Origin of the sequence: Alkaliphilus hydrothermalis (assembly GCF_016908555.1) — a bacterium.
Taxonomy (GTDB): domain Bacteria; phylum Bacillota; class Clostridia; order Peptostreptococcales; family Natronincolaceae; genus Alkaliphilus; species Alkaliphilus hydrothermalis.
In genome coordinates this window covers 1-12,531 of sequence record NZ_JAFBEE010000036.1, presented here as the reverse complement: position 1 = coordinate 12,531, position 12,531 = coordinate 1, and the positions used below count along the sequence as shown (strand labels likewise).

The following is a 12,531-nucleotide window of genomic DNA, read 5'->3' as shown; positions in this document are numbered from 1 at the left end:
ATAGACACTTAACTAATATGGATTTGAAGTTCCTAATGCTTTAGTTAGTGCTATTTTTCTTACTCTAGTTTTTCATAACCTACTTTACACTACCTCATTCAATTAATTAGTCTATCTATATTATATTTATTTAATTTCGTTGGTTGTATTTCATAAATACCACAATGTGCATATTTTTAAACAATATATTAGTAAAATATTTGTATACATATTTCATTTTGTGGTATTATATGAATATATATTATATGGAGGGTTAGGAGGATAATAATGGACAGTTTTGGAACTCGATTAAAATTGTTAAGAAAAAAGAATAGATTTACTCAAAAAACACTGGCGAAAAAATTAGGTCTTGCCCAAACAACCATAGCCAATTACGAAGGGAGTATTAGATTCCCGAACCAAGACATTCTAAATTCGATCGCTAAATTGTTTAATGTATCTTTAGATTTTTTACTAGGTAATGACAAAAAGAATTTCCCTCTACCTTTTTTGAAACAGTCTTCCTTTCGGATCGATCTTCCACACCTACAAAAAATTTATTTAGAGGAGCTGTTAAAGGGAAATAAACAAGGGGTCTATGAGGGTTTAGTTTATGCCCTCCAGATGGGAATTTCCTTAAAGGATTTGTATTCCAATGTTATCGCTCCTTCACTGGTGGAGATCGGCAAAGGCTGGGAAGAAAATCGAATTTCAGTTAGTGATGAACACTTTTTTTCCCTAGCTACGGAAAATATATTGGCACAGTTGGCAACTCAAATTACTCCACTACATAAGAAAAAAAATCGTGTTGCCCTCCTCTGCACCCATGGGGAAGGACATTCTATCGCTTTAAAAATGATTTCTCACCTTTTAGAGGAGGATGGTTGGGAGACTTTTTACCTAGGTACAAATGTCCCTACGGATAGTTTAATCAATTTTTTAGATGAAAAATCTATTGATTTAGTGGCTATATCTGTAACAATGGATCAACATATAAATGGTATGCAGTCATTAATTAAGACGATTCGAACTAATTACATTAATAAACCATTAAAAATTCTTGTTGGTGGAAGGGGCATATCCCATGATCCCTTACTTTGGAAATCCTTAGGCGCAGATGACTTTGCCAGTAGTATTGAGGATGTGGTAGAGGTGGCTAATCGTATGGGTTTTTATAGGGGAATATCATAACTTATCAAATTACCTGGATATACCTTTTTTCTTTTTATCCATGCTTTAGTTTGATATCAAATAAAGCAAGCCGACTTTTGCCAGCTTGCTTTATTTGTTTTGCCATGCTACTGAAATCTTGTTAAAGCCTTTGCTTATTCCAGATGGATCGGTAGAGTTTGTGGGAATACCCTACTCTCCGCCTCCCATCGATGTACCTTTGCCTCTGCTGCATAATTCAACTACATCTATAGTAACCAAATCTTGAGAATCTCGTCAGATTTTCTTATTTAAGCTTCCCAAGCCTGACCAATGGCACATTACAGTCCTCCACAATAGGAGTTTCACAAAACAACAATACCGCAGTACAGGGGCCTGCCGACTTCTCCAGGTCTATCGCAATGTCCTCATCCATTTCAATATCCAACCCTGTGTAGGTCCACAACTTATCTAACTCCCCCTTAATTCCAGAAGAACCGAGGGGAATGATTTCTTTAACAGAATCCCACTGGAGGGCCATCATAACATCTGAGATGGTGGCAATTTCCCCCTGATCCGGTAATACTTCTTGACCTACCTTAGGAATTCCCATTAAGTATACCTCATCCCCTTCAGAAACCCTTTCATGTATTAAATGATTTTCTTTACAAGTTCCTACTATATTCACTCCTATGGCCGTCATGGTGGTTGGCATATTTTTTTCAGTGCTGATGGTCATTGGTAGCTGGAGATTACATGACTCTAGTTCATCTTGAATCCCCTTAATCATTTCCCTTCCAGTTGGCTCCATTTCATTACAGATACTCACTGTTATAGCTATAGGTAGTGCCCCTACTGCAAAGATTTCCATAAGACAAACCCGGACAGTATACTTGCCCACAATAAAAGGAGGTGCCTCCACCACGTCATGTTCCTTGAAACCGATGGCACCACAGGAATCACAGGCAATGACCAATACATCATCATTTGGCAAGGGCACCAAGTCCACATCTCGATATTTACTTCCCATCTTCAATGAACCCCTTATTAAATCCAACACCTGATTTATTTAACGCTGTAAATAATCCAATGCTCAGTAATACATTGACTCCACTTGCCACCAATAGGAATGGTACGATCCCCATGAAGAAAGGCCAACCGAACTTTGGCATCAACAACAATATAAGGGGTGCCCCTACGCCATTTAGAATAATACCTACTATTCCCGCCACAACTAGATTGGTCTTCCTATAGGCAAAGCTAAATCCAACCATTGTGATGGCCATCGTCACTGCCACAATAATATGTACTGGTAACGTCATATAGAACCCAGCTGTGGCTGCCGTTAGCATATGCCCTAAAAAGCCTATGATGGCACCAGCACTTCCCCCCAGCATCAATGCCCCCAAAAACGCAGGCAATGAGTCCAATGCAATACTTTGGTATGGACCTGGAATCTTTATGTTTGCTCCTACAAAACTTAGGGCAATTAGCATACCCATCCAAACCATTTTTTTAGTACTTTCCCTCATTTTTTCTCCTCCTAATCTAATTTATTCAAATACAGAACCTCTCCGATGTATCAGTAATTAAATACATTGCCCAATGGTTGGAAATCAGCCCTATATTTTAGCATGAAAAAAAGTCCATAGTCTACTTGTATCACAAATAGACCATGAACTTTACCATCCTTCATGACGCTTCGTAGATAGGCAGGTCTCCTGGCTCGAATCAACGCCTTTTGCCCCTTCCCTATACAGGTGGTTTTGGCAAAGGCTCCTCATCACAGTGGTGGGTCCGCTGAAGATTTACACTTCATTCCCTATTCTCCCTCGTGGGCACCTAACTACGCTCTTTTTTCAGTTATAGTATAATATATTCTGTTTTTACTGTCAACGTATTTATTCAGTAGTCATTTCTACTTTCATCCTATCTGGGTCTTTAAAGTTGACTGCATAACAATCTGCCTCGCCCACAGAGGGATGCCATATAAAGTCATAGGGAACCGTCCCCATCAACTCATCGACTCGCTATCGACTCATAATTGACTCACCAAATCTTACTTCAAACCATTTAATCGAATTTCATCTAACTCCTCCGCCGTAAATAAGCCACAAGAATACAAATCTAGAAATTCCTGTGATACACTATTGCCAAATACTAAAGCATCATCTGAGTTGATGGTGACGATTACTCCATTGTCATATAGTTTTCTTATGGGGTGGTTTTTCAGGGAATCGACCCTTGATAGTTTGACATTGCTGGTGGGGCAAATATTTAGCCTGATTTTATGATCAGCTAGAAAGTTCATTACTCTATGGGATTGGGCCGCTGCAATCCCATGCTGTACTTCATCCAACTCTAGTTCCTCAACAGCCCTCATTACATCATCTGCTGTCCCCCATTCCCCCACATGGGCTTTTAATATCAGCTTCTTTTCCTTAGCCTTTCGATATAGAGGCTTAAAGTTTTCTATAGGTTGAGCAAACTCATCAGCATATAAGTCTATAGAGTTAAAGCAATCTTCTTCAAAAAATTCTTCTGACCATTTTAGGAGTGATTTAATGCTGCAATGCCTAGATAAACCTATTTGAAAACTTAGTTTCGTTCTGGGTGCATAGGTTTCTCTACTCTTATAAAACAGTTTTATCATTTCATGAAGATTTCCTCCAAAGATTGCGTCCTTAGCCCAAACATCTTCACCTATGTCCAATACTGCAATATTGTCCTCTGCCGCCTGTTGGAAACATGCATCTAGTGCAAGTATCCTTCCTTCTTTCCCTTGTAGGGTGTCCCCTATATTTTCATTTACCCATTTGTGCATATCTCCCATGCTGAGTAATTTACCATTTACGGGATTGATGAGCTTTCCTGTTTGTTTATGGATAAATTCTTTATTTCCTCCTAGGGGATAGTGGTTGTGTAAATCTGCTTTTGGTACAGTTTTCAGTATGTTGATGTCGTTTTGCTTTAGTCCTTCTATGAATCTCTGTGAATCCGTCATGATTGCCCCTCCTTATCAATTTTGAACACCTGCCCTATATCGTAAGGATTCTACCCCAGTGTTTAATATACTTTTCTTAAATAACTTCAAGTAAAATGTTGTTAGTAAAATCCGTTTTTCTCATAATACTGTTGTGTATTTGCTGTCATTTCAAATTGTACCAGCTACCATCTTTTTTTATTTATGTTCATATTTCCCGTCCTGTTAGTTTACCTAGTATTTTCCATGAACTAATTATATATCTATGGGAGTACTTAGTCTAGGGATCATAACAAACTTCCATTGCATTTGGGGATGTAACATTCTATTCGTTCACCTTAAAAAGAGTCTTAAGACAATAAAAAAACCGTATCAAGTCAACGAACTCAATACGGTTAAATTTTTTAGATTTTAGTACTACAAAGCCTATTTTTTAGATAAAGATGCCCACATATTTTCGATCCATTGATCAAACTCTGCACCCTTTTCACCTTCATATGTATCATATACATCACTTCTCATCTTTTTAAACTTCTCTTTGAAGTCTTCTATTGTATGATTTTCTGGCAAGCTCTTTTTGATTCTCGTTAATATTTTCTTTATGTCTCTAAAAAGTTCTCCTTCTTTCCTAGTGGGTCTTGAAGCATCTTCACCAAATTTAACAAGTTTATTGTAGGCGGCTTCTCTAACCCTATACACCCCATCCTCCTCTAAAACACGGGATAGAATGTCAATGGTCTGCTGACTCTTCCATCGACCTAACTCATCAACAGCATTTATGCGGTCTTTCCAGTTGGCCGTTCGAAACGCCGCCTTCTTTAAATCATTAAAATTTGAAGGCAACTCAACTATTTCTTTATCATACCTCATATAATCCCAACCTTTCTATTTATTTAGATTCTTAATCATTTAGAACAAAGTCTTCCTTCGGAAGATTTATTGATAACTTATGTTGAAACTCATTTACGAAAAAGTTCTCTTTTATATTAATTTAATGTAGAACTTTCTTATTCGTTATAAAACTAAAACTAGCTATCCCTTTTTAGGTAGCGCTTTATGGTACATACTCTTATTTAATCCCACTTCTTTTCTTTCCTATTTCCTTTAGAGGAGTTCCTTGATTTGCTACTTTTTCCCCAATTCTTCTTAGTGGAGCCAGCTGTTGCTCCTCTTCTATGTTTAGGTGTGTTGCTTTTAGTTGCTGAAGATTTTCTGTTAATGACTTTTTTTGACTCAGTAGCACTCTCTATTAATGGGAATGGATGCTCTTCAACTACTGGTATTGTCTTTGATATTAGTTTTTGGATTCCCTGTAGTAGCGGTTTTTCGTCTTGGCTACAAAAAGCAATTGCAATTCCTCCAAGGCCTGCTCGTCCAGTTCGTCCTATTCTATGAACATAGGTTTCTGGTACCTCTGGTAAATCAAAATTAATCACATGGGATAATTCATCAATATCAATACCTCTGGCTGCAATATCTGTGGCAACCAGTATTCTTATTTTTCCCTCTTTAAAATTGTTTAAAGCTAACTGTCGGGCATTTTGAGATTTGTTACCATGAATCGCTTGAGCATTTAAGCCAGCCAACTCCAAAGATTTCACTATTTTATTGGCCCCATGCTTTGTTCTTGAGAACACTAAGGCTGAAACGATAGATTTATTTTTTAATAAATGAATTAACAAATGTATCTTATTACTTTGATTCACGTAATAGACCGATTGATCTATGATTTCCACTGTAGATGATACAGGAGTGATTGCTACCTTTACTGGATCTTTTAGTATCGAATCTGCTAGCTTACCAATTTCTTTAGGCATAGTTGCAGAGAAAAATAGTGTTTGTCTGGTGTCTGGAATGTATTTTATAATTTTCCTTACATCTTCAATCATCCCCATATCAAGCATCTGATCTGCTTCGTCAAGTACAAAGTGCTTTATATGATTTAAAGATACAAATCTTTGCTTGATTAGGTCCAGTAATCTACCTGGGGTAGCCACAAGAATATCTACTCCAATGCCCAAAGCTTTCGTCTGGGGATTTTGAGATACTCCACCATAGATCACCAGTGTTTTAAGCCCTAAATGTCTGCCATAGGTCTTAAAACTATCTCCGATTTGAATCGCAAGTTCTCTAGTTGGAGCCAATATCAATGCTTGTATTTGTCTCTTTCCTATTAGTTTTTTTGATTCAGATGAAAGTCCTTGTAAAATGGGAATTGCAAAGGCTGCTGTCTTTCCAGTGCCTGTTTGGGCACAACCTAATAAATCTTTTCCTTTAAGTAGTGCTGGAATAGCTTTTTCTTGTATAGGTGTTGGTTTAGTATATCCTTCTGTTTTTAATGCCCTCTGTATGGGCTCAATTATATCTAGGTTTTCGAATAACAATAGTATTTCTCCTTTTATTTTGTATTTTCATTAAGTATTCATTAAATATTGTGATTGATACACTGACTGATGGTAAATTACATAAGGAATTACATAAGGAATGAATCGATATGATATATAATATGTTTCCCTTTTTTTGTTTAAGAATTCGACAGGCATCAAATCGCTTCCCACTACATCTATGTGATGATGGGTAGATTAGATTTCATCCTACACTTTTGCACAATAAAAGCACTTACAAAAAATCTCCTTATTTATTGACGTACAAATAAAAAAGAAGATTTATTCATAAATGCTTTTTTATTCTATATCAAAGTATAGCATTGTTGTTGGTTTACTGCAATCATAGATTATGCTTACTCCAACACTAATGACTTAAAAGATTAATATAATCAAATTCTCGTAACTGCTAATGTGACTTTTTGCCTTATCAATTATATTTTGGAATCTACTATTTTGATAATAAGTCTAAATGTGAAATTTAGCAAGCAATTGTTGAAGTTGCTCTGCAAGAGACGCTAAAGCTTGGGATGATGAGGATATTTCTTCTGTAGTAGCCAATTGCTCTTCACTAGAAGCTGAGCTTTCTTGGCTGATGGTGGACACATCTTTTGCTATTACTTGGATGTTCTCCATTGTCAAGACAACAGACTTACTTCCAGCTTCAATTTGCTCAACAGAAGCAGCTACTTCTTGAACTTTTTCAGATACTTCACCTACTGAGTCGTCAATTATTGTGAAAGTCTGGCTTACCTGCTGTGTTATTATTTACTTTTTCTATAACAATATTCATAGCCTCTACTGCCTGCTCTGTACCTTTCTGAATATCTGCTATGGTAGTCTTGATTTCAAGGGTTGAGTCCTTAGACTGCTCTGCAAGCTTTCGAACCTCCTCTGCAACAACGGCGAATCCTTTACCTTGTTCTCCTGCTCTAGCTGCCTCAATTGCTGCATTCAATGCCAATAAATTCGTTTGCTCTGAAATACCTGTTATTACTTGTACCATGTTATCAATTCTCTCAGAACTACGATCTAACTCTTTAATTATGGCAGCCGTTTCTTTCACAGCTCCGTGGATAGATTTCATTTCATTTGCTACAGTAGTAACGGTGGCATTACCTTCCAAAGAGACATTTGCAGTTCTTTGTGCAACGTGAGACATTGTCTGAACACTATCATTAATTTGCTGAATACCTACAGTAAGTTGCTGTACTATTGCAAAGGATTCATTAACACCCTTTAGTTGGTTATCTGCTCCTGCCGCAGCTTCAATAGAAAGCCCTGCCATTTGGTTGGTAGCCTCGGCACTTTGCTCGGCACTAGCACTTAATTGCTGTGCTGATGATGCCACTTGTGCAGATGCATCATTAACTTTCTCTAAAGTTTCACGAAGATCGTCAATCATCTTGTTTAAAGAGTCGGCTAACACACCCACTTCGTCTTTGTTTCTTATGTTTACCCTATCAATCTTTAAGTTACCACTGGACACTTCTAACAATGCTTTAGATACCTTTGATATAGGTTTAGCAATGATCCCATTCATTAAGAATGCTATGATTAGACTCATCATTGCAGCAAATGCAATGATGAAATAAGTTAGGAGTTCTCTGTTTTGAGCTAATCGTTTTGTATCTATTACAATTCCATGATTTACTTCATCAACCCATTCTAACCACGCTTGGGTGGTCTCCTTCATTTTTTCAACTTGCTCTCGACCTTCCTCTCCAAGTCGTGTTGCTTCTTCTAACTCACCTTTCTTAACCAATTCAAAAACATCTTGGGCAACAAGGGCATATTGGTTATTGATCTCTTTGATTCTAGAAAGATATTCCCTAGATTTTTCCGTCTCTAACAGCTCTGACACTTCATCAAATATAGCCTCGTTGTGCTTATGGATATCGTTGAATAACTTAGGAAATTTTTCATCCTGATACAACATATAGGCTCTTACGGCGGCAACTTGTTCTAGGTTATTTGACCTTATCTGCCAAACATAGGTTGATACAGGTAGGTTCATATCAATCACTTGATGGTACTGATGGATAGTATTTCTCATACCTATACTACTTATTCCCCCCAGCAAACTGATCAATAATATAATAAGAGCAAAGCCTGCAATAAGTTTTCCCCGAATCGTTCGGAAAGCAGATGATTTCATTTTTAGTGTTCTCCTCTCAAAGTGCAATACATTGAACTTAAGTATTTTTATCAATACACAAACTTAAACGTTATTACTTTTTTTATTCCTTACAATTTATCGAACCATCTTCGTCTTAAGATTTAGTCAAAATTATCTCTCCTGTATCCCCTCCCAGTATTGACTCCAAAGAATATTTAGCATCTCTTCATTTAGATGGTATTGAAATGCTAAAGCATCAAACACAATGCCGTTTACTAATGTGAGTAATGACCTTACAAATAGTTCTATTCCAATTGGCTTAATCTGTTTTTTATCTACAAGGTCATGATACATCCTATTAAATTTAGTGATATTCATATAGGAGCCCTTTCTAAGCTTAACCACAATCTCTTCTTTACATGGTTCGAAAGGAAATAGAGAAATTCCCATTAGAAATTTATGGAGTTTTCCATTTTTCTTAAGGCATAAAATTCTAAGCTTAACGAATGTGAATAACTGCTGTTCATTGTATACATCTTCCAGTTGATTAATTGTATCTGACAAATGCTTAGAATATTGGTCAATCGCATAATCTACCACGTGTAAGAACAGTTCTTCCTTTGAAGAATAATGCACATATATTGCTGGAGCTGTTATTCCAGCCGCTTTGGCAATCTCTTTCATAGATGCACCGTATCCTTTCTCTGTAAAAAGGTCTAATGCTGCATCCCTAATTCTATCAACAGTATTTTGGATCATTTCGGCCTCCCTCTATTATTAATGAACGTTCATTAATTACCCTTTAAAAAAATTTACCAAACATTATTTTATAATAAGCAACATTTTTTTATTTGGTAGCTGTTTCTCTAGTGTAAGTAGAGTATAAAGCTGAAGCTTTCTAGCAACCTTCGGGTCGCTTTACTCATTTTAACTGTAAACTCATATTTAGCTTCAGCGGATAGCCAACGCCCTCGCACTCAAGACGTTCCTGAGTCTAGCCAGTCTTGGCTTGGTGAAGGAGTGTGTTTAACTACTACAGAGGCTTACCCTAATTTAGCCAAATCGAACTTAAGTGCATTGTTAGACGAAAATCAAAAGGCCTTACTTCTTACAATCAATTTTTAAAGTTTGATCTTGTTTTTCCTTTTTTATCAAATTAAAACCTATTTTCTGTCCAAGCTTAGCATAATACTCCATGTCTTGTTCGGTATTTTTTCTTGACACTCCATAACCTGTATTTAGAAACTCAATGTCAATAGCATAATGCCGTCATAATGTTTTTGCTATCAATAATTTCTAAGATTTTAATCATGAGAGACCTCCTCTAATATATACAATTAAGGTGTTTATCTTTTTATTCAGCGGTTATTTCAACTTTCATCCTATCTGGGTCTTCAAAATAGACTGCATAATAATCTGGTCCACCTGCATAAGGATGTTTATTCTCATATAGTATTTTAACGCCCTTTTCCCTTAACTTTAGTGTAACATCATCTACAAATTCTCTACTACCGCCATGAAATGCAAGGTGATTTAAACCTGCTCTACATCTATGATAGGGTATATCTAAAAATTTTTCCTCTACCTGAACAAAAACAATATAGGTTTTGTCTAAGATATAGCTGATACCCTGTTCCCAATTTTGGTATTCTTTATAGCCAAGTTCATTCAATAACCATCCCCAAAACGCTTTACTTTTGATTAAGTCTTTAACATAAATCTCAATATGATGTAATGTGCCTTTCATAAAAACCTCCTCTACAACGTCCCTTAACTGGCCCCCTCCAGCTGTATTCCGTTGTGGAGGAGTCAGATCATACCCGTCAATTTGTACATAAATATTTCATTACTCAGACTTTAAGTCATTACCATCACTAAAAAGCTCATAGCGCTATCCGCATTTTTTCTTTCAAACGTTATAATCTTATTAAATCCTATTCTTTTATATAGTTTTATTGCCCTCTTATTGAATAAAGCCACTGTTAATCTAAATTTCTTTGCTAGAAACTTATTTTGAGCAAATTCTAATCCTTTAATAAAAAAATCATACCCTTCACCTTTACCGCATAAGTCAGGTCTCATACCTAGACCAATATCTACAAAGCTCATATCGTCATACGCTTGATATTGTTTTCCAATGGGTACTTGTGCTGCACTCCCAAAACAATAGAATCCAACAATCTCATCATTTTCCTCTATTACTGAAAAATAATTTCCGTCTAATAATTCTTGTATGAATTCCTCGCTCCTAACTCCATTATAGATGTTATAAGGCTCTTCATAAGTCCAGTTTGATATCTCTATAGCACAATCTCTACTCATCTCTTTTATAATATATTTCATCGTCTATTCCCTCTCATTTAATTGATTCCTTCTTCAATAAACCTGATAAAGCAAATATAACTCCAATATTAGGAGATAAAAACGCTATAACTACAATAACTTACTTTCAGTTACACACATTAAAATTTCTTCATCATCACACTAACGACAATATCACTTATATAAATCAAACTTCAAAGCAAAGCCCTATATGCTCCCGACTTTGCTTAGGTATGGTGCCTACAGAAACTTTCTACATACTATTTAGTTTTCCTATTTGTATTAAAAAACATTATCATAAAGCCAATAACTGCTAAAATATAAAACCCAGTATCAATCCAATTATTAATGTTGAACCGTAAGACTCCAATCATAAGAAATGCAATTGCAAAAATCAAACTGGGTAATGCAGATTTATTTATTTGTATCACTAAGAATCCCTCCTATTTGCATCAATTAACCTAGAATTATTCTCTTATGTATAATACATGTAAGTTTTCTCATCGTTCCCCCATAGATCTTTTTTCTCATCTATTCCTAGCCATTACTCTTCCCTTTTGGGTATATAGCTTCTCAGGGATTTTTTAAAATTTAACTTCGTATTCAATGAAAGGTGTATGCCTCCTCTCTATCTAAAAACTATTTTAACCTAAGTTGGAAGAGAATTAGCCATTTACTCTAGTTATTTCGTCTTGCCTCTTTATATAGTGCAGCTCCACAAACTGATTGAACCGTCGAGTACTTTTTAATTCTAACTCTATTTCCGTATTCTGTTTATTGAATAACGGAATTCCTTTACCTATAATTGTAGGTGCAATTGTTATTATGAACTCATCTACAAGATTCTCCTTAACAAAATGAGATATCAAATCCCCTCCACCAACAATCCAGATGTTTTTACCTTCAGCACCTTTTAACATATCAATAAATTCAACTATACAACCATCGACATACTCTATATTATTATTAGGTTCATGTATTGATTTAGCGAATACGTAACACTTCTTATTCTTATAGGGGAAGTTCTCTTTCTCATGGTCCATTATCCAATCATAGGTTCTTCTACCAAGAACTATTGTGTCTACAGTATCATAGAACTCCGAATAGCCATTATCACCTTCTCCTTCCACCTTAAACAACCAATCTAATGAATCATCTTCAGTAGCTATGTATCCATCTAAACTTGTTGCTATATAAACTATCACTTTTCTTTTCATTGATAATACCACCTCGATATCTTGCTTTAAAAAGTAGTTAATAATGTCTGCTAACAGAACCATGGTTGCGACGGTCGTTAAGTTGGACCTAAATGGAATTCCCCTTGGCGAAACTTCGTTCCCAGTGGACACCAACGGAATACCCCTCCAGTGAAGGGATGTGGTACTCTGACATTTCCCTAAAAGCCACTGCCAGCATCCTTGTGCAAATACATTGCTATATGGAGTGGATCTTTCCACAATATCGATTTAGTTATCTCAATATTTTTCCCATAAAGTCATCCAATCGAGTAGGCTGGAACCTTGCAATTCCAACCCCTCACAGAACCGGACTTGCCCTATTAAGGCATCCGGCTCTTCACTTCACCATTTACATAA

13 protein-coding genes and 1 riboswitch are annotated in these 12,531 nt (G+C 36.2%); of the genes, 1 reads left to right on the top strand and 12 read right to left on the bottom strand.

Going from position 1 to position 12,531, the window contains the following annotated elements:
- Positions 1–267: 267 nt before the first annotated feature.
- Positions 268–1,170: a cobalamin-dependent protein gene (locus tag JOC73_RS14755; protein WP_204404615.1), complete on the top strand. Its 903-nt coding sequence runs from the start codon at positions 268–270 to the stop codon at positions 1,168–1,170.
- A 265-nt stretch (positions 1,171–1,435) separates the two neighbouring features.
- On the opposite strand, the gene JOC73_RS14750 is transcribed toward JOC73_RS14755, so the two are convergent.
- The 12 genes from JOC73_RS14750 to JOC73_RS14695 all read right to left on the bottom strand — a co-directional run bounded on the left by JOC73_RS14750 (position 1,436) and on the right by JOC73_RS14695 (position 12,393).
- Complete coding sequence (locus JOC73_RS14750; protein ID WP_204404612.1) at positions 1,436–2,158, bottom strand: AIR synthase related protein; 723 nt, start codon at positions 2,156–2,158, stop codon at positions 1,436–1,438.
- A complete protein-coding gene (locus tag JOC73_RS14745) occupies positions 2,148–2,660 on the bottom strand; it encodes an ECF transporter S component (protein ID WP_204404610.1) in 513 nt (170 codons plus the stop codon). The genes JOC73_RS14750 and JOC73_RS14745 overlap by 11 nt, the downstream gene beginning before the upstream one ends.
- Positions 2,661–2,710: 50 nt before the next feature.
- Positions 2,711–2,863, bottom strand: coding sequence for a hypothetical protein (locus JOC73_RS14740; protein ID WP_204404608.1), 153 nt, complete (start codon positions 2,861–2,863; stop codon positions 2,711–2,713).
- Positions 2,823–2,989, bottom strand: a riboswitch (cobalamin riboswitch). Its footprint overlaps the gene before it by 41 nt.
- Positions 2,990–3,187: 198 nt before the next feature.
- Entirely contained in the window at positions 3,188–4,132 is a 945-nt protein-coding gene (locus tag JOC73_RS14735; RefSeq protein ID WP_204404606.1) for an amidohydrolase family protein, read from the bottom strand.
- 405 nt (positions 4,133–4,537) lie between these two features.
- Positions 4,538–4,981 carry a HEAT repeat domain-containing protein gene (locus JOC73_RS14730; RefSeq protein WP_204404604.1) on the bottom strand — a complete coding sequence of 148 codons (444 nt, stop codon included), beginning with the start codon at positions 4,979–4,981 and terminating at the stop codon, positions 4,538–4,540.
- A gap of 203 nt (positions 4,982–5,184) precedes the next feature.
- Positions 5,185–6,495 (bottom strand): DEAD/DEAH box helicase, encoded by a 1,311-nt coding sequence (locus tag JOC73_RS14725; RefSeq protein WP_204404601.1) that lies wholly within the window; start codon positions 6,493–6,495, stop codon positions 5,185–5,187.
- Between the two features lie 468 nt (positions 6,496–6,963).
- A complete protein-coding gene (locus JOC73_RS14720) occupies positions 6,964–7,131 on the bottom strand; it encodes a hypothetical protein (protein WP_204404599.1) in 168 nt (55 codons plus the stop codon).
- A 91-nt stretch (positions 7,132–7,222) separates the two neighbouring features.
- Positions 7,223–8,653, bottom strand: coding sequence for a methyl-accepting chemotaxis protein (locus tag JOC73_RS14715; protein WP_204404597.1), 1,431 nt, complete (start codon positions 8,651–8,653; stop codon positions 7,223–7,225).
- A gap of 132 nt (positions 8,654–8,785) precedes the next feature.
- Positions 8,786–9,373, bottom strand: a complete 588-nt coding sequence (locus tag JOC73_RS14710; RefSeq protein WP_204404595.1) for a TetR/AcrR family transcriptional regulator — start codon at positions 9,371–9,373, stop codon at positions 8,786–8,788.
- Positions 9,374–9,968: 595 nt separating this feature from the next.
- Positions 9,969–10,361: a VOC family protein gene (locus tag JOC73_RS14705; RefSeq protein ID WP_204404593.1), complete on the bottom strand. Its 393-nt coding sequence runs from the start codon at positions 10,359–10,361 to the stop codon at positions 9,969–9,971.
- Between the two features lie 110 nt (positions 10,362–10,471).
- On the bottom strand, positions 10,472–10,957 hold the full coding sequence (locus tag JOC73_RS14700; protein WP_204404591.1) for a GNAT family N-acetyltransferase: 486 nt from the start codon (positions 10,955–10,957) through the stop codon (positions 10,472–10,474).
- Positions 10,958–11,601: 644 nt separating this feature from the next.
- A complete protein-coding gene (locus JOC73_RS14695; protein ID WP_330613227.1) occupies positions 11,602–12,393 on the bottom strand; it encodes a dihydrofolate reductase family protein in 792 nt (263 codons plus the stop codon).
- Between the last annotated feature and the right edge of the window lie 138 nt (positions 12,394–12,531).